21 protein-coding genes are annotated in these 15,486 nt (G+C 64.4%); all 21 read right to left on the bottom strand.

Annotated elements, in window-relative coordinates; genetic code table 11:
* Positions 1–141 precede the first annotated feature (141 nt).
* The gene (locus B8V81_RS11160; protein ID WP_028599334.1) at positions 142–372 is read right to left on the bottom strand and encodes a cold-shock protein; all 231 of its coding nucleotides are present in this window, start codon (positions 370–372) and stop codon (positions 142–144) included.
* Between the two features lie 86 nt (positions 373–458).
* A complete protein-coding gene (locus B8V81_RS11155; protein WP_028599333.1) occupies positions 459–662 on the bottom strand; it encodes a cold-shock protein in 204 nt (67 codons plus the stop codon).
* A gap of 174 nt (positions 663–836) precedes the next feature.
* Positions 837–1,502, bottom strand: a complete 666-nt coding sequence (locus B8V81_RS11150) for a response regulator transcription factor (protein WP_028599332.1) — start codon at positions 1,500–1,502, stop codon at positions 837–839.
* On the bottom strand, positions 1,474–3,303 hold the full coding sequence (locus tag B8V81_RS11145; protein WP_180968426.1) for a sensor histidine kinase: 1,830 nt from the start codon (positions 3,301–3,303) through the stop codon (positions 1,474–1,476). Before B8V81_RS11145 ends, B8V81_RS11150 begins: the two co-directional genes overlap by 29 nt.
* 553 nt (positions 3,304–3,856) lie before the next feature.
* Positions 3,857–4,036, bottom strand: a complete 180-nt coding sequence (gene comX, locus B8V81_RS24790) for a competence pheromone ComX (protein WP_127464377.1) — start codon at positions 4,034–4,036, stop codon at positions 3,857–3,859.
* Between the two features lie 321 nt (positions 4,037–4,357).
* Positions 4,358–5,278 carry a polyprenyl synthetase family protein gene (locus B8V81_RS11135; protein ID WP_084137366.1) on the bottom strand — a complete coding sequence of 307 codons (921 nt, stop codon included), beginning with the start codon at positions 5,276–5,278 and terminating at the stop codon, positions 4,358–4,360.
* Between the two features lie 247 nt (positions 5,279–5,525).
* Positions 5,526–6,062: a GntR family transcriptional regulator gene (locus tag B8V81_RS11130; RefSeq protein ID WP_052333334.1), complete on the bottom strand. Its 537-nt coding sequence runs from the start codon at positions 6,060–6,062 to the stop codon at positions 5,526–5,528.
* Positions 6,059–6,829 (bottom strand): nitroreductase family protein, encoded by a 771-nt coding sequence (locus tag B8V81_RS11125; protein ID WP_043111465.1) that lies wholly within the window; start codon positions 6,827–6,829, stop codon positions 6,059–6,061. Before B8V81_RS11125 ends, B8V81_RS11130 begins: the two co-directional genes overlap by 4 nt.
* Positions 6,830–6,899: 70 nt before the next feature.
* Positions 6,900–8,279 carry a YcaO-like family protein gene (locus B8V81_RS11120; RefSeq protein ID WP_028599329.1) on the bottom strand — a complete coding sequence of 460 codons (1,380 nt, stop codon included), beginning with the start codon at positions 8,277–8,279 and terminating at the stop codon, positions 6,900–6,902.
* Positions 8,276–8,866 (bottom strand): TOMM precursor leader peptide-binding protein, encoded by a 591-nt coding sequence (locus B8V81_RS11115; RefSeq protein WP_028599328.1) that lies wholly within the window; start codon positions 8,864–8,866, stop codon positions 8,276–8,278. Before B8V81_RS11115 ends, B8V81_RS11120 begins: the two co-directional genes overlap by 4 nt.
* Positions 8,863–9,687: a daptide-type RiPP biosynthesis methyltransferase gene (gene mpaM, locus B8V81_RS11110; protein ID WP_052333333.1), complete on the bottom strand. Its 825-nt coding sequence runs from the start codon at positions 9,685–9,687 to the stop codon at positions 8,863–8,865. The genes B8V81_RS11115 and mpaM overlap by 4 nt, the downstream gene beginning before the upstream one ends.
* Before the next feature lie 334 nt (positions 9,688–10,021).
* Positions 10,022–10,870 (bottom strand): SDR family NAD(P)-dependent oxidoreductase, encoded by an 849-nt coding sequence (locus B8V81_RS11105; RefSeq protein ID WP_052333332.1) that lies wholly within the window; start codon positions 10,868–10,870, stop codon positions 10,022–10,024.
* Between the two features lie 12 nt (positions 10,871–10,882).
* Complete coding sequence (locus B8V81_RS11100) at positions 10,883–12,124, bottom strand: ABC transporter permease (protein WP_052333331.1); 1,242 nt, start codon at positions 12,122–12,124, stop codon at positions 10,883–10,885.
* Positions 12,121–13,017 carry an ABC transporter ATP-binding protein gene (locus tag B8V81_RS11095; protein ID WP_028599326.1) on the bottom strand — a complete coding sequence of 299 codons (897 nt, stop codon included), beginning with the start codon at positions 13,015–13,017 and terminating at the stop codon, positions 12,121–12,123. Before B8V81_RS11095 ends, B8V81_RS11100 begins: the two co-directional genes overlap by 4 nt.
* A 33-nt stretch (positions 13,018–13,050) precedes the next feature.
* Positions 13,051–14,253 (bottom strand): daptide biosynthesis intramembrane metalloprotease, encoded by a 1,203-nt coding sequence (gene mpaP / locus B8V81_RS11090; protein WP_101808381.1) that lies wholly within the window; start codon positions 14,251–14,253, stop codon positions 13,051–13,053.
* A gap of 197 nt (positions 14,254–14,450) precedes the next feature.
* Positions 14,451–14,588 carry a daptide-type RiPP gene (locus tag B8V81_RS25250; protein WP_164820113.1) on the bottom strand — a complete coding sequence of 46 codons (138 nt, stop codon included), beginning with the start codon at positions 14,586–14,588 and terminating at the stop codon, positions 14,451–14,453.
* 39 nt (positions 14,589–14,627) lie between these two features.
* Positions 14,628–14,753, bottom strand: coding sequence for a daptide-type RiPP (locus B8V81_RS26005; protein ID WP_255309619.1), 126 nt, complete (start codon positions 14,751–14,753; stop codon positions 14,628–14,630).
* 38 nt (positions 14,754–14,791) lie between these two features.
* Positions 14,792–14,929 (bottom strand): daptide-type RiPP, encoded by a 138-nt coding sequence (locus tag B8V81_RS25245; RefSeq protein WP_164820112.1) that lies wholly within the window; start codon positions 14,927–14,929, stop codon positions 14,792–14,794.
* A gap of 41 nt (positions 14,930–14,970) precedes the next feature.
* On the bottom strand, positions 14,971–15,087 hold the full coding sequence (locus B8V81_RS26145; protein ID WP_304363383.1) for a daptide-type RiPP: 117 nt from the start codon (positions 15,085–15,087) through the stop codon (positions 14,971–14,973).
* Between the two features lie 45 nt (positions 15,088–15,132).
* Complete coding sequence (locus B8V81_RS26140; protein WP_304363382.1) at positions 15,133–15,252, bottom strand: daptide-type RiPP; 120 nt, start codon at positions 15,250–15,252, stop codon at positions 15,133–15,135.
* A gap of 45 nt (positions 15,253–15,297) precedes the next feature.
* The gene (locus B8V81_RS26135; protein ID WP_304363381.1) at positions 15,298–15,408 is read right to left on the bottom strand and encodes a daptide-type RiPP; all 111 of its coding nucleotides are present in this window, start codon (positions 15,406–15,408) and stop codon (positions 15,298–15,300) included.
* Positions 15,409–15,486: the final 78 nt, after the last annotated feature.

The following is a 15,486-nucleotide window of genomic DNA, read 5'->3' as shown; positions in this document are numbered from 1 at the left end:
GGTGGCGCGCTAGCCTTTGCCTCCATTGTAGAGGCGGGAGGCAGGAGAGACTGTGATCGTCCTCACGTTTTCGCCTGGAAAAACATGCACGAATGCGGCATAAAAAAAGACAGCCCGCTCGGGGCTGTCTTCGGGTCTGGCTTATTCGTCGCCGGAAGCCTGCTTTTTCAGCGCGGAAGCGCTGTTGTCATGCAGCACCGGCAGCTCGCGGGTCGCGTGCTCCATCGGAGACTGGCATAAGAAGCATGTCGGCACTTCGTCCAGAGCGAAATTTTTGCGCATCCATCCATTGCAGTCCTCGCTTACGCAGGACCAGATCTCGGTGATCTCGGTCGGCAGCTCCGCCTGAGGTTTCTTGCGGGAGTAATACATTCGAGCTTCGCCTCCTGTTCAAAGTAGCCCGCCTCCTGGCGCCGGCAATTCGAGAAAAAAAGCCCTGCTGATGCAGGGCGCGGCAATTAGTAGATTTTAACGACGTTCTCGGCTTGCGGGCCGCGGTTGCCGGCAACGACGTTGAACTCAACGCGTTGGCCTTCATCCAGCGTGCGGAAGCCTTCGGATTGGATGGCGCTGAAGTGTACGAATACGTCTTCGCCGCCCTCTACCTCGATGAAGCCGTAGCCTTTTTCTGCGTTGAACCATTTTACAGTACCTTGTTGCATGGAACATTCCTCCTTGATGGGATTTACGTAAACAAAAGAAAAAGCCGCCGTTCGGAAAAGGGCAGCATCGCCGGCCCTCTTCGCCTAGGCGACTGGTGTCTCCTATACGATTCCCCTATTGTAGCACGTTCCGGTACCCAAAAGCAAAGAATCCGCTGGAAAAAGTTCCACTTTTCACCGGAACTCGCTCGCCGACAAGATGCCGAGCCGCTTGGCCTCGACGATCGCCTCGGAACGGGAGCGCACGCCGAGCTTCTCGAAGATGCGCGTCAAATTGTATTCCACCGTGCGCTGGCTCATGAGCAGCTTGCTCGCGATATCGCGATTGCTGCTGCCGCTGGCGACCTCCTGCAGGATCTCGGTCTCGCGCTCGTTGATGCTGACCTCCTCCAGCACGCGCTCGCCATGCTCCTGCGGCAGCCGGATGTCGCGGCGCCGCAGCTGGCGCAGCAGCTGCACGGGCACGATCGCTTCGCCCCGCAGGACGCAGCGGATCGAGGTGAGCAGCTGCTCGCGCGAGGCGGTCTTGCTCACGAAGCCGCTGACGCCGGACTCGATCAGCAGATTGAAGTTGGGACTGATCTCGTAGCCGGTGTAGATCAGGATCCGGTGCTCCGGATTGGACGCCATCAGGCGCTTGGTCAGCTCCAGGCCGCTGATGACCGGCATGTTGAGATCGAACAGCATGACGTCGAAGGCCTCCGCCTTGACGATCTCCAGCGCTTCCATGGCGGAATGCAGAACCGTAACCTTCATGTCCGGGTCTTGTTCGATCATCGTCTTGGTTCCTTCGCCTACGGAAGGGTGATCGTCAACCAGCAAGATTCGAATCGCGCTCATCTATCCCATCTTCTCCTTCATGAGCCGCCGATTCGATCGGCAGCCAAAGATCGACTTCCAGTCCTTCGCCCGGCTCCGACAGGAACCGGATCCGGCCTGCATGGCTCCGCACCCTTTCCTTGATGCCGGAGAGGCCCATATGCTGATACGAATCCTGCAGCTTCTCGAGCGCCAGCCCGACGCCGTCGTCCCGGTAGCGCAGCCGCACGCCGCCCTCGTCCTCGCGCAGCTCGATGCGGATGAGCGTCGCGCGGGCATGCTTGCTCGCGTTGACGAGCAGCTCCTGCACGATGCGGAACAGCGTCAGCGTCTCCTCGTCGCCGAGCGACTCCGGCGGCTCGCCGGCGTTGAACTCGATCGCGTAGTTCGCGCGGATCTGCTGCTGCTCGAACAGGCTGCGCAGCGATTCGACGAGCCCCATCTCCTTGAGCAGCGGCGGCCGCAGCTCGTTGCACGTCTCGCGGATCTGATGGATGACGTCCAGCAGCCCCTCGCGGATGTCCGTCAGCTGGCCGCGCATTTCCGGCGGCATGTCGTGGTCGAGCATCGCCGCCTCCAGCTTGCGGTACCAGACGAGCTGGTCCTGGAGCGCCGTGTCGTGCAGATCCGAAGCCAGCTTGCGCCGCTCGCTCTCGGCCAGCTGGAAAATCATGCGCAGCACCCACGAGGGCGTTCCTTGGCGCTTGGACATCTCGGCCTCCAGATCTCCGATCAGATTCTCGATCAGATGCAGGTTTTCGAATACGATGGCGCTGTAGTTGGCCAGCGTCTTGAGCCACCCGAGCTCGTCGGGATTGAACTTGGTGCGGTTCGTCTTGTCTCCGATCCAGAGGATCTGGTAGGAGGAGCGCTTCTGCCCGATGACGACGGCCAGGCCCGTCGACAGGACGACGGCGGCGCCGACGCCGAGCCGGCGGCCGCTCGCGGCGAGCTCGCGGGCGGCGATCGCCTGGGGCGTCTCGGCCGCGTCTTGCGCCTGCGGCGCCGATTCCGGCTCATACCGGAAAAAAGCGACCTCGCGCACAGGCAGGATGGACCGCACCTCCTGCTCGAGCACCCGCTCGAGATCGGCCTGCTTCATGACGCGCGAGATGCGCGAGGAGAAGCGGTCGAGGCTGCCCTGGAAGTTGTTCAGGTCCTTGTTCCATTTCGGCCGCAGCCGGTAGTCGAGGAATTCCTTGCCGAACAGGAAGGCCGTGATGAGCAGGTACACGACGAGGAACAGCTGCACCCAGCCGACCCAGGCGAGCTGGCGGTGGTTCGTGAGCACGACCGCCAGTCCCGTGATGAGCAGCGTCGGGAAGAAGGCGATGATCGTGTAGTACGAGAACCGGCTCAGGAAAAAGTCGATGTCGAACAGCCGCTGCGTCGTGAACATGTACAGGTAGACGATCGGCAGTCCAAGCAGGAACGCCGCCGCCACCTGCCCCGGGATGATCGGCACGCCGAACAGCAGCGGCACGCCGAACAGCAGCAGAAACGGCAGAAACCCGACCAGATGGCCGAGCAGCGTCAGCTTGAACAGCGACTTCAAGTCATCCTGCCGATGAGCGAGGTACGAGCGGACCAGCTTGTAGATGATGTATGCGTTGCCGAGCACGAAGTAGGCCATCAGGAAGATCGACTTGAATGGTACCGCCCCAGTCATCTCGATCGCCTGAACGGCAAGCTGCGCGATGAAGCCCGCTTGCATCAGGAGCAGAGCCGCCTTCGAGGCGAACCGCTTGCCGAAGCGCTGCAAGTAGCGGTCCAGGAAGAGCAGGAAGGTCAGCGGCACTCCGGCAAAGGAAGCCGTAAGCACGACTCTGCCGACCAGATCCCCTCTCCCGGAAACCATGGCGCTGAGGTAAGCGAACCCGATGCACAGGAAAAATAAAATCAGGCGGAGGGCAGCAGGGTCTTCTTTTTTTCGCTTGTAGACAAAGGATGAAAAAGAGATAAAGATGAGCAAAGCAATCGAAGGCAGAATGAGATAAAAGATCAACTGATTTCCTACAAGCCTTTGAGGCACGACAAAGGTCAGGTTTTCCTCTCCAGCGTCTGTCTGTCTGACTAAATTTATTGTAGATACCATTTCCAAATAGCCAAAGGTCCGAAGATTGAATAAATGGTCCGGATCTTGCCCGTCTGTCGAAACAAGCCGGTCTCCAACCTGAATTTTTCCATGACCCCAGAACTCCGGCTCGATGCTTTCGACGGTGTATGTGCCGTCTTCGCTTCGTTGTACGTTTACTCCGAGGAGTGGATGAATGGCGATGGTCTGTACGAGATAAAAGGCGAGCAGTAAGACTGTCAGGATGAATCCGACTGGCTTGAGCTTGAAAGACAGCTTAACTCACCTACCCTTGGATGGTTTAAGTCCAGATACCCGATTGCAGCAAGCTGGTTCCCTTGCCTTGCTCCCGGCGCTCCACTACGTCTACGAACGCTCTTTGCTCCGCATCGCTGAGGCCTGCCAGTTGAAGCTGTCCCATTTGAATTCGCATCACAGAGCCGGATTCCTTCACGATAGATTGGATCATTTCTTTCAACATGGTACATCCCTCCGAATTGGGTTTTAAGAGCGTCGCATCTCTTAACTCCACTATAGCAAGGCGCCAGGATGTCGGAAACGAAAAGCAGCTAGGGGAAAGCCGCAAACGTTGTTGCGCGCCCCGCATGCGGCTGCTTGCGGAGATGGCGGGCTGCGGGATGGCGGAGCCGCTGATATGCCGGATGGCGGGATTCAGCCCCTCGGCCGGCGGCGTTGCCCTCTCTTGCACCGAAGAGTCCGCCCGACTCGGTCTGGCTCGCCCCCGCGCCGAAGCATTCGCCCGCACTTGGCCGAGCCGGCTCCCGCACGGAAAGTCCGCCCTTTACTCCGCCAGAGCGAGCATCTGGTCGCGCCAGCCTTCCTCCAGCTCCAGCTGCTCCAGCAGCTCCAGGAAACGGTAGTAATGCGTGCGCATGCGGACCGACGAGTAGAGCATCGTGCCGGTCTTCTCCAGAATCGCCTCCAGCTCCTCGCGCCGGTGGCGGACCTCCTCCATCGAGAGCCGGCCCTCGTAGTAGTCGATTACCCAGCGGTCCTCGTCCGTGACGGCCTGCAGCAGGAACAGCGTCGGCAGCGTAAGCTTGCGGTTCAAAAAGTCGTTCTTGTCCGTCCAGTTGGCCAGATCGCGGATGTCGTTCTTGATCTGGGCGGCGATGCCGAGCTGCTCGGCGTAGCCGCGCACCTGCTCCTTCCACTCGCCGGTGGCGAGCACGGTGCCGATCATGCAGCCGCAGACGAGCAGCGCCGCCGATTTCTGGCTGACCATCGCCAGATAGGCGTCCTCGTCGGGGATGTCGTTGAGCAGGTCGAGCGTCTGCCCGTGCACGGCGGTCAGCACCTGCATGCTGAGCAGCCGCGCGGCCTGCTGCGCCCGCTCCGGCTCGAAGCCGCTCTCGAGCAGCAGCCGCTGCGCGATCATCAGCATGCCGAGCGCCAGGTTCAGCGCAATCTCCGGCCGGTACGCGCTCCACGGGACCGCCGGATTGTCCTGGTCCTGCACGTCGTCAATCATGTCGAGGCTCAGGATCATCAGCTCCACCGCCGCCGCGGCCCGGTAGATCCGCTCGTCGTCCTCGCCCTTGTACATGCGGTAATGCAGCATCGTCATCTTGCCGAACAGCATCGATTCGCTCAGCTTCTGCTCCAGGCAGGCGAGCGCCATCTCGCGCAGCTGCGGCAGCACGAAGTGCGCCTCGACGCTTTCCTTCATCGCCTGCTCCATCCGTCTGATCGTCTGCTCCATCAAATCCCCCCCGATCTGATCCCTATGCCCCAGGTGTGAGCGACTACGGCGTGTGCATGAGGTCCCATGACTTATTCCACAGAAAATTATCCATATCCTTCAATCCCTGGGAGCGGACAGCCGAAAAAAGCCGTTTCCTTGCCTGCAGGCAAGGAAACGGCTGGATAGGACCGCAAGGCCATTCCACGCGGCCTCCGAAAAGTCCCGCCTGCGCCGGCGCGGGAACCGCTTTCTGCATCCGGGACGCTTACGGACCGCCGCTCGGCTCGCCGTCGCGGGGACGCGGGCCGAGCGGGCGCTCGTCACGCGGCTGGCCTCCGCCCGAGCCGCCCGCAGGTCCCGGATCCGGCGCAGGTCCCGAGGCGCATCTCTCGAGCTGCTCCTCGAGCAGCAGCCGCATCTCGTCCGGCTTCAGGCCATACTTCGAGCCGGTCGCGACCGCGCTGCGGAACGACTCCTGCACGAGCGCCCGCGACCATGACCGCCGCGCGGAGCGCTCCGAGCCGCTGCGGCAGACGAAGGTGCCGATGCCTTTGGAGATCGTCAGCAGCCCTTCCCGCTCCAGATCCAGGTAGACGCGGCGAACAGTGATGAGGCTGCAGCCCAATTTCGAGGCGAGATCCCGCAAGCTGGGCAGCTGCATATCCTCCGGCAGCGCCCCGCTGTGGATCAGCTCGCGCAGCTGAGCCTCCAGCTGGGCGTATAGCGGCTGCGCGCTATCCGGCGAGACGCGCAGCGGCAGCTCCCCCGGGAGAAGGGGGAGCGGCTCGGTGCGGTCTGTCATCGGGAAGCCTCCGGCTCGGCCTGCAGCAGCAGGCAGCTCAGCGCGACCTCGTACTGGCCGTCAAGCCCGAGCAGCTGATGCACGCGGCTGTCGTAAAAGCCGAGCACCGGCTGCAGCCTGAGCCCGCTGCCGGCCGAGCAGGCGGCCAGCCTTTCCGTGATGCGGCCCCCTTCGAGCAGGCTCAGCCGGTAGCCGCGCTCGCCGAACAGCTGCAGCGACCGATGCAGGTTGGCGGCGACGAAAATCGCGCCCTGCAGCGGACCGGCATTCACCGCCGGATCGAACAGCGCGGAGCAGCGCTCCTCGTCCGGAGCGCCGAGCTCCTGCAGGCAGTCGCCGTGCGGATGAAAGTAGAACAGCTCCAGCCGCTTCGTCGCCAAGCTGCGCGAGAGGATGTACAGCTCCGGCGAGTCGAGCGCCGCCCCGCCGAGCTCCTCGAGCGGACCGAAGTCCGCGAACGGAGCCGTCTGCGGCTGCTGGCGGCGCAGGCGGACCAGCAGCCGGCGCAGCGCGGGATGGTCGTTCAGGCCGCCCTCTGCCTCCGCCTCCGGATCGTCCGCCAGCCGGGAATGCGGCGCGGAGAAATACCGCTTGGCGGGCGTGGCGGGAGCGTTCATCTGCGCGAACAGCTTGCGCAGCATTTTCATCCGGGAGCGGGTGAGCACCTCGAGCTGGGGATAATGGCTGGAGTTGAGGTGATACGTCAGGGACAGAGAATCTTCGCCGGCGAGCGCGTCGGCGCGCCAGTCGATGAACTTGGATTGCATGGAATCACGCCCTTATGGGTTGATGGTGCGGCCGAGGCGCGGGAGGCGCGAGGCCGCCGGTCGAGGCCAATCAAGGAAAAGGATGCGGGCTGACGTTCAGCTCGGAAGGAGCGATCGGCGAGCTGCGCCAGCCGAGCTCCACCGGCACGTCGTAGATGCGGCGGCTGGCGATCAGCCGCTCGCGCTCGCTGCGCGGCAGCTGGATCGTGCCGGGCACGATCATCTTGACGACATGCAGCCCGAGCTCGCGCACGTCGTCGGTCGTGACGTCGACGCAGAGCGGCTCCAGGCCGCGCGCCTGCAGGGCTTCGACGAGATAGGCGAGCCGCTCCGCCTCGGAGGCGGAAGCGACGGCCGGAGCCGGCGGCACCGGACGCAGCAGCGGCGAGGCCGCCGTGAAGGCCAGCTCCTCATGGGCGAACGGCTGCTCGTAATACGGAAGCCGCAGGCCGTAGTCGGTAATTTGATGCGGCAGCAGCGACGGCAGTCCCTCGGCGTAGATCTGCGCCTTGTTGCCGATGAACAGCTGGCTGATCTCCATCAGCGTCTTGACGACTGCCTCCTCCATGGACAGACGCGCCGAGCCGCCGAAGCTGACGCGGCCGTCGTTCGTCCGGAGCAGGCCGAACGACGACGGAATGCCGGTGTCGCCGGTCGTGTCCACGATCGACAGCTCGAAGCGGCTCTCGTCGAGCAGCTCGCGGAACGGCCGCGCCAGCGGATGATCCCGGATGTCGAGCCGCGGCAGCGAGGCCATGTTGTACCACATCATCATGAACGCGTCGCGCTCGACGATTTCCAGCAGCCCGCCGATCATCGCCTGCTCGAGCGTCGAGCCGGCGGCCGATCCGGTCATCAGGCCGAAGCAGATCGCCGCTTCGTCGTCGCTCTGCGGCACATAGGAGTCCCACGCGATCGCGGCGGGCACAAGCTTCTCGCGGCCGGTCGCGAGCGATACGGCCGGCACCCAGCGGATGCGCGCCTGTTCCGTGAACGGCTGGTAGGGGAACTGCCAGGCCGCGTGCTGCTCCGGCGTGTACAGCGGCAGCTCGCGCGGATGCAGCGCCTCCGCCCGCAGCTCGCTCCACGAGGCGAACACGGTGCGGTCCGGCATGACGTAAGCGGCGCAGTAGCGCTCGACCGCTTCGGCGACCGCCGAGACGTTCGCTTCCTGCAGCGTGAAGCCCATGCCGCTGGCGAACCGGTCGATCAGCCCGTGCTGGCGGCCGCCGAACGCCTTCGGATCGGCCGGAGCGGCGAGGCTGAGGAACAGCGCCGGATCGCCGGGATCGGTGCTGAGGCTCATCAGCCTGCGCACCATGCCGCCCTGCGGGCTGATCGCCCGCGCCAGCGGCTCCGTCAGGCCGAGGGCAAGGCCGAGCGGCCGGCTGGCGACGCTTGGGGACGCCGCCGCCGCGCCGCTCCAGCGGCGGATCAGCTGGCGGCTCATGGCCGATGCACCAGCCCGGCCTCGGTCCACGGCTGGGCCGCGAGCCGCGCCTGATGGCGCAGCCCGCAGGACGGGCAGGTGGGCAGCCGGTACACCGGGTTCACCTCGCCCTGCAGGTGAAAGGCGTCGAACTCGACCTGATGGCCGAGCGACAGCGGCGCGAAGCTGTTCGTGGAGCGGGACAGCCATTTGACCGTCTCCATGACGGCCAGCGACGCCACCATCGACCAGCTCGGATCGAACCGGCTCGGCTTCGGCGCAAGCGGCGGCACGCCGTTCGCGCGTCCGCGCAGCTCCAGGCATTCGTAGCAGGCCGTCTCGCCGGGGACGACGATCGGTCCGAGCCGGCCGACCGTATGCGAGAACGCGACCGGCAGCCACGTCAGCCCATGCTCCAGGGCGTAGGCGTTGAACGCGGCGCCCTGGCGCTCCGCCTGGAGCACGAGCACGAGGTCGCTGCCGGGATCGATCTCGCCGAACGCCGACGCGGCGCGCGCTTCGACGCCGAGGCCGCGCAGGGCGGCGGCGATCGGCTCGGCCTCGCCGCTCTCTCCCCAGCCGCCCAGAAGGGTGACGAAGGCGTTCATCGGGCGCCCTCCTTCTCCAGAATCAGGCAGCGCACATTGCCGTCGCCCTCGACGCTGTACGTGCGGGTGTCCACGATGCGCAGGCCGGAAGCGGCGATGCTGGCGTAGATGTCCGGCTCGGGAAAGAATTTTTTGAACGTGGAGCCGAAATAGCGCTTCGTCTGGCCCCCCTGGATGACCTCGGCGTAAAAATTCATGACCGCGCTCTGATCGTCCAGATTCTCCTCCTCGCCCATGAGCACGAACTGCTTGTGGTCGGGACCGAGATCGAGCGTGACGCCGTTGACGCGGCCGCCGCGCAGCTGGCTGTTGTGGATGTCGTTGGACAGCACGTAGTCGAAGACGAAACGTCCGCCGTCCGCCAGATGGCGCTCCACCGTCTGCAGCATGCGCTCCAGGTCGGCCTGCTGGCGCAGCAGGCTGATGCTCGTCGCCGACAGGATGATGAGCGGGAACTTCTCGCCGAGCTCGAAGCTCGTCATGTCGCCTTGGCGCACTTCGATGCGGTTCTTCAGGCGCGGCGGCAGCTGCTCGCTCTTGCGGCGGCACAGCTTGAGCATATCCTCCGACAGGTCGAGGCCGACCGTCTGGAAGCCGCGATTGGCCAGATGCATCAGAACGCGGCCCGAGCCGCAGGCCAGCTCCAGCACCTTGCCGTCGCCCGCAAGGGCCGCCGCCTGCTCCAGCAGCAGCGGGATGTCGTAGTCCGTGCGGCCCGCCACCGCCTCGTAGAACTCGGAATAGTACCCTTCATACAGGTCGAAATCCTGGCTGCCGGGCAGCCCCAAATTCCTCAGGTCCTTGAATACGCCGAAATACATCGCAACCGCCTCCTCGCGTCGAATGGATAGGGATAAGTGCCGCTTTGAAGCGCCGTCCGCCCTCGCGGAAGCCGCCGGGCGCCAAGGCCCGGGAACCGGCTCCGCTGCGGACGATGCTTGATCGGGCCGGGTATCCGGCCGGGCGCTGCGCCGCCGTCTGGCCGCCGGGTATCCGGCTCTCGGCGCTGCTTATGGATGCTCTTCGCCGGGTATCCGGCTCGGGTGCTGCTTATGGATGCGCTTCGCCGGGTATCCGGCTTGCGGTGCTGCTTATGCGTGGCGGACCCTCGAAACGGAGCTCCCGGTCGGGCAGCCGCCTCAGGCGCTGCCGCCGTCAGATGGCGGTCCAGCCGCCGTCGACGACGAGATTGTGCCCGGTGATCATGCCGGCCGCGTCCGTCGCCAGGAACAGCGCCGAGCGGGCGATGTCCTCCGGCGTCGCGAACTTGCGCAGCGGCAGCTTGGGCAGGTTGGCCCGCAGGAACTGCGGGTCGGTCAGATGCGGCTCGCTCGCCTCGGTCAGCACGAACGTCGGCGACACCGTGTTGACGCGGATGCCGTATTTGGCCCATTCGACCGCGAGCGCCTTGGACAGATGGATGAGTCCGGCCTTGCTGGCGCAGTAGGGAGCGCGGTTCTCGTTGGCGACGACGCCGTGCTGCGAGGCGATCATGACGATCGAGCCGCGCTTCTTGCGGACCATCGCCTTGGCCACCTCGCGGGTCAGGAAAAACGTGCCCTTGAGGTTGATGTCCACGACAAAGTCCCATTCCTCCTGCGTGAGCGACAGCGCCGGCTGCAGCAGGTTGACGCCGGCGTTGTTGACGAGGTAGTCCACGCCCGCTTCAACCTCGCCGCCGATGCGCGCCGCCGCCGCCTCGATCTGCTCGAATCGGCGCAGGTCGAGCGGCAGGCAGCTCGCCTGCACGCCATGCTCCCGCCGCAGCGCGGCGGCGCTCTCCTCCAGCAGCGGCAAGCGATCCGGCAGCTCGGTCAGGACGAGCGACGCGCCGGAGGCGGCGAACTGCCGCGCGATCTCCTCGCCGATGCCGCGCCCGGCTCCGGTCACCATCGCCCACTGGCCGAGCAGCGGCCGGGCCGCCGCCTCCTCCCCCCGGACGGCCGGGGGCGGAATCGGGACGGGGCGGACGGACGGCGTCTCCTTGGTGATGTCTATCGCCATGTGCGCCCCTCCTTACATCGTCGACCGAAGCGCTTTGTAGATCAGCTTCGGCGTCGGCTTTTGCCCGTAGAGCAGCACGCCGACCTGATAGACCTTGGCGGAAATCCAGCAGGCGAGGACGGAGGAGGCAAGCAGGATGAGCGTCGGCACGAGAATCTCCGTCCAGGACGGGTCGGACATGCCGATCCGGACGAACATCGCGAACGGCGTCGCGAACGGGATGTAGGAGCTGACGACGGCGAGGCTGCCTTCCGGGGAGCCGAGCGAGAGCAGCGCGACCACGAAGCCGCCCATCATGAGGAGCGAGACCGGCAAGGTCACGGCGTTGACCTCCTCGCTGCGGCTGACGAGCGAGCCGCAGGCGGCGAACAGCGCCGCGTAGAAGAAGTAGCCGAGGATGAAGAACATCACGAGCAGGACCATCGTCTTGGCATCCAGCATCGAGAAGTCGACCGTGAAGCCGAACAGGCTGAGCCCGCTGCCCGAGCCGGAGGCGAGGATCATGCCGTAGCCGATGCCGAGGATCAGGACGAACTGCAGCAGGCCGGCGAGGCCGACGCCGAGCACCTTGCCGAACAGCAGCTGCTCCGGCTTCACCTTGGTGATGAGGATCTCTTTGACGCGCGAGCTCTTCTCGACCGAGACGGAGGTAGCCACGCTGCCTCCGCACATGTAGAGCAGCAGATAGAGCATGAAGCTGATCAAGTAAATCGGCATGTACATGGAGAACATGGACTTGCTGCCCGCCTTCAGCTCCTGCACGTCGAGCTGCAGGGCCGCGGTCACGCGCTCCTTCTGCGCCGGGTCCAGCGTCAGCTTGGCGAGCTCGCTCGCCGTGTACGCCCCTTGCAGGTAGGTGCCGAGCGCTTCGGCGTAAGGCGCGTCGTCGAGCTTGTTGACCGTAAGCGAGAGCACCGGCTTGCCGTTCTTCTCCTCGATCGCCGCCAAGCCGAGCAGGCTGTCGTCGTCCTTGGCCAGCTGCGCCAGGGCTTCGGCTTCTCCGGACGGCTCGATCAGCTTCCAGGCGTAGGAGGGCGATACGCCCTGCTGGAGGCTTTCCGACGTGACCGCCAGGTCCGTCTTGTTGACGACGGCGATCGTGCCGTCCACCGATTCGCTGTCCGATTGCAGCAGCTTGGGGAGGAAGATGAGCGCCGCCAGCAGCACCGCTGCGATGTAGATCGTCAGCGTGAACGCTTTGGAGCGGAGACGCTCCCGGAACGAGTACTGGAATACGAGGCCGAACTGCTTCATGCTCCTTCGCCTACCTTTTCAATGAAGATTTCATGGAGCGTCGGCTCCTTGATCTCGAACTTGAGCAGCTTCACGCCCGCGCCCGCCATCGACTGCATGAGGCCGTGGGCCTGCTCCTCGCTGTCGACCTTGACCTGCCACTCGTGGAGCGACTCCTCGACCGGCCGCACGCCGAACGTCGCCAGATGCGGGGTCAGGTCCTGCTCGCTGCGCAGCAGCAGGCTCGTGCGCCCGTAGGAGCGCTTGATGTCGGCGAGCTTGCCGGAGACCGTCATCTCGCCGCGCTTCAGGATGCACACCTGGTCGCAGAACCGCTCGACCTGGCCCATCTGGTGGCTGGAGAAGATCATCGTCTTGCCGAGCTTCAGCTGGTCCTGCACGACGGCGGCCAGCATGTCGGAGTTGACCGGGTCGAGGCCGCTGAACGGCTCGTCGAGGATGACCAGCTCGGGATCGTGGATGAGCGACGAGATGATCTGCACCTTTTGCTGATTGCCCTTGGACAGCTGCTCGACGCGCTTGCCCTCATGCTCGGCGATGCCGAGCCGCTCCAGCCAGCCGCGCATCGCCTTGACCGCCGCCGGCCGGGACAGCCCTTCCAGCATGGCGAAGTAGACGAGCTGCTCGCTGACCTTCTCCTTCGGATACAGGCCGCGCTCCTCCGGCAAATAGCCGATGCTCGGGCGGTTGTCCTTGATCGGCTTGCCGTCCCACGTGATGGAGCCGGACTCGTACTCGACCAGGCCGAGGACGGAGCGGATCGTCGTCGTCTTGCCCGCCCCGTTGCCGCCGAGCAGGCCGAACGCCTGGCCGGTGCGAGCCTCGAGCGAGATGCCGTGCAGCACCGTCTTCCCTCCGTAGCGCTTGATCAGATGATTGATTTCCAGTCCCATCTCATATCCCACCTTGTCTTGGTTTGGAGCCGGTCAGGCCGGCTGTCTCATCGTCCGGAAAAACTTGCCCATATGATAGAGCATGACGACCGCGATGCAGGCGGTCACGAGGAAGCTGAAGGCGCCGATCCAGGCTTGCAGCCGCTGCTGCACCTGCAGGATGCCCCACAGCCAGAAGCAAGGAGTGAACGCCGTCGCCGCCGCGCCGTAGGCGAGCAGGATCGCGCGCTCCCGGCGGCTGGCGCCGCTTTGGGCAGCCTCCCCGCGGAATTTCGTCAGCCGCAGCAGGCTCCACAGGGAGCGGAACGCCTTGGCGCGCAGGTTGGCGATGCCGAGGCCGTGGCTCAGCATCCAGTAGCCGTCGAGCTTGACGAGCGGCAGCAGGTTGAGCACGCTCATGCCGAGGTTGGCGAAGGCGTAGTACAGCAGCAGCTCCGACGGCTGCGCTCCGGCCGCTTGGAGCGCGCCGTAGGCGAGGATGGCGAGCGAGGAGAGCAGCCACTGGCTGAACACGCCCGCCGCCAGCACGGCCAGCTTATGCCGCCGGCGCCGGAACGTATACGTGTCGCTCACGTCGCAGAACATCGCCGGGCTGAAGTAGAACAGCATCGCGCCCATCTGCTTCACGCGCCCGCCGTAATATTTGCACGTCATGCCGTGGCCGAGCTCGTGGATGACCGTCGTCAGGACGATCATCGCGTAGATCGCCGCGTACTGGCCCCAGCCGAGGCCGTACGGGTCGAGGCCGACGGTCAGCTGCGGCTGCGACAGCAGCAGCGCGAACGCGCCGAGCATGACGAGCCCGTAGGCGGCGATTGCCGCCGGGTGGAGCAGCAGGCGGATGAGCGGCAGCCGCCGGTCCAGCCAGGCGTCGGGATCGACGGAGAAAAACTTGATCGTCGTCAGGTCGTCGATGCGCCAGTTGAAGCGCCACTTGCGGGCTCCGGCCGCCTCCTCCTCCGGCAAGGCCGGGTCGAGGAAGCCCCATTCGCCGAATTTGGCGGCGAGATAGGCCCGCTCCTCCTCCGTCAGGCTGCCGGCGTAGGCCGGGGCGGCTTGGGCGGCCGCTTCGCCCTGCGGCGGGTCCGCGGCGGCGGCGGGGACGGCGGCGAGGAACTGCAGGTACTCCGTCTCGCGCGGCCCCATGCGGATGAACTTGCGGCTCGATTTATGTTGAACCAGGAATAGGTTGTTTTCGATCTCATGGATATCGAAGGCTAATGATGCGGTCGACATCTCGTTCACCTCGAATCGTGGATAATGTCCGGGTCAGGCTTCATCGTTAATCCAGGAAAAAAATAATGCGGCGATGCTCGTCATGGGGAGGACTCCCCCGCCCGGCTCCATCGTCCGGGCGGGGAGAGAGTCTCCCATCTGAAGCGGCTGAGAGGCTCAGCCGGGTCTTGCGGGCGATTGTTCGTCCGAAGCGGTTCTTAGGTGAAGGCGATGATGGCCGTGACGGCTGCGACGGCGCCCAGGCCGACCGCTACGCCTTCGACGAAATCTTTGCCGCTGCCCGGAGCGGATACGTCCTCCAGCAGCTCCATGTGCAGGTTCAGCGATTGGTTCATGGATGATTCCTCCTTGGATAGGGTTAAGTAAAGCTTCGATTACGTGAAGGCGATGATGCCGATGCCGATCGCGACGCCTACCGCTACGCCGGCGATGTACGCGCCGTCGCCCGGTGCTGCGATGCTTTCCATTTCCTCCAGTTGGAGGGACAGAGCTTGGTTCATGGTTTTGGCCTCCTTTCCGAAAAGGTACGGGGTCGCTCTTACGTGAAGGCGATGATCGCCGTGACAGCCGCGACGGCGCCCAGGCCGACCGCTACGCCTTCGACAAAGTCCTTGCCGCTGCCCGGAGCGGATACGTCCTCGAGCAGTTCCATATGCAGGTTCAGGGATGGATTCATGGATCATTCCTCCTTGGATGAAAGTGGATGGGATAAATGGATTACGTGAAGGCGATCGCGCCGATGCCGATGCCGATACCGATGCCGACGGCAACGTCTTTCCAGTCCGGAGCGGAAACAGCTTCCAGCTCCTCGAGCTGCAGGGACAGGTTTTTCATGGATTTCACCTCCTTGGCGTAATGTCGGATGCAGGGAAACGCGGATTACGTGAAGGCGATGGCGCCGATGCCGATGCCGATGCCGATGCCGATCGCGACATCGCCCCAATCGACCGGAGCGGCGACCGCCTCGAGCTCTTCGAGCTGCAGGGACAGGTTTTTCATGGATTTCACCTCCTCTCAAGGAATATCGCTATGCGGGAATCGGAACTAGGTGAGGGCCGCGATGCCGAGTCCGATGGCGATGATGACGACAGTATCTTGCCAGCCTGGAGCCGCGACGGCTTCCAGCTCTTCGAGCTGCAGGGAGATTTCGTTCATGGATCTCACCTCCTGAAAGGGAATGGGCGGAGCGGGAGCGATTAGAACAGGATGATCGGGTCGATCGGGAACGGAAGC

Origin of the sequence: Paenibacillus pasadenensis, assembly GCF_002864175.1 — a bacterium.
GTDB lineage: Bacteria > Bacillota > Bacilli > Paenibacillales > Paenibacillaceae > Paenibacillus_O > Paenibacillus_O pasadenensis.
Note: the sequence above shows the minus strand (reverse complement) of the source record. Positions and strands in the feature narration are given on the sequence as shown.

What these genes read in the sequence shown, in the direction of transcription:
- B8V81_RS11160 (WP_028599334.1), bottom strand. Translation starts at nt 372, where the DNA reads ATGTATTACTCCCGCAAGAAACCTCAGGCGGAGCTGCCGACCGAGATC.
- B8V81_RS11155 (WP_028599333.1), bottom strand. Translation starts at nt 662, where the DNA reads ATGCAACAAGGTACTGTAAAATGGTTCAACGCAGAAAAAGGCTACGGC.
- B8V81_RS11150 (WP_028599332.1), bottom strand. Translation starts at nt 1,502, where the DNA reads ATGAGCGCGATTCGAATCTTGCTGGTTGACGATCACCCTTCCGTAGGC.
- comX (WP_127464377.1), bottom strand. Translation starts at nt 4,036, where the DNA reads ATGTTGAAAGAAATGATCCAATCTATCGTGAAGGAATCCGGCTCTGTG.
- B8V81_RS11135 (WP_084137366.1), bottom strand. Translation starts at nt 5,278, where the DNA reads ATGGAGCAGACGATCAGACGGATGGAGCAGGCGATGAAGGAAAGCGTC.
- B8V81_RS11130 (WP_052333334.1), bottom strand. Translation starts at nt 6,062, where the DNA reads ATGACAGACCGCACCGAGCCGCTCCCCCTTCTCCCGGGGGAGCTGCCG.
- B8V81_RS11125 (WP_043111465.1), bottom strand. Translation starts at nt 6,829, where the DNA reads ATGCAATCCAAGTTCATCGACTGGCGCGCCGACGCGCTCGCCGGCGAA.
- B8V81_RS11120 (WP_028599329.1), bottom strand. Translation starts at nt 8,279, where the DNA reads ATGAGCCGCCAGCTGATCCGCCGCTGGAGCGGCGCGGCGGCGGCGTCC.
- B8V81_RS11115 (WP_028599328.1), bottom strand. Translation starts at nt 8,866, where the DNA reads ATGAACGCCTTCGTCACCCTTCTGGGCGGCTGGGGAGAGAGCGGCGAG.
- mpaM (WP_052333333.1), bottom strand. Translation starts at nt 9,687, where the DNA reads ATGTATTTCGGCGTATTCAAGGACCTGAGGAATTTGGGGCTGCCCGGC.
- B8V81_RS11105 (WP_052333332.1), bottom strand. Translation starts at nt 10,870, where the DNA reads ATGGCGATAGACATCACCAAGGAGACGCCGTCCGTCCGCCCCGTCCCG.
- B8V81_RS11100 (WP_052333331.1), bottom strand. Translation starts at nt 12,124, where the DNA reads ATGAAGCAGTTCGGCCTCGTATTCCAGTACTCGTTCCGGGAGCGTCTC.
- B8V81_RS11095 (WP_028599326.1), bottom strand. Translation starts at nt 13,017, where the DNA reads ATGGGACTGGAAATCAATCATCTGATCAAGCGCTACGGAGGGAAGACG.
- mpaP (WP_101808381.1), bottom strand. Translation starts at nt 14,253, where the DNA reads ATGTCGACCGCATCATTAGCCTTCGATATCCATGAGATCGAAAACAAC.
- B8V81_RS25250 (WP_164820113.1), bottom strand. Translation starts at nt 14,588, where the DNA reads ATGAACCAATCGCTGAACCTGCACATGGAGCTGCTGGAGGACGTATCC.
- B8V81_RS26005 (WP_255309619.1), bottom strand. Translation starts at nt 14,753, where the DNA reads ATGAACCAAGCTCTGTCCCTCCAACTGGAGGAAATGGAAAGCATCGCA.
- B8V81_RS25245 (WP_164820112.1), bottom strand. Translation starts at nt 14,929, where the DNA reads ATGAATCCATCCCTGAACCTGCATATGGAACTGCTCGAGGACGTATCC.
- B8V81_RS26145 (WP_304363383.1), bottom strand. Translation starts at nt 15,087, where the DNA reads ATGAAAAACCTGTCCCTGCAGCTCGAGGAGCTGGAAGCTGTTTCCGCT.
- B8V81_RS26140 (WP_304363382.1), bottom strand. Translation starts at nt 15,252, where the DNA reads ATGAAAAACCTGTCCCTGCAGCTCGAAGAGCTCGAGGCGGTCGCCGCT.
- B8V81_RS26135 (WP_304363381.1), bottom strand. Translation starts at nt 15,408, where the DNA reads ATGAACGAAATCTCCCTGCAGCTCGAAGAGCTGGAAGCCGTCGCGGCT.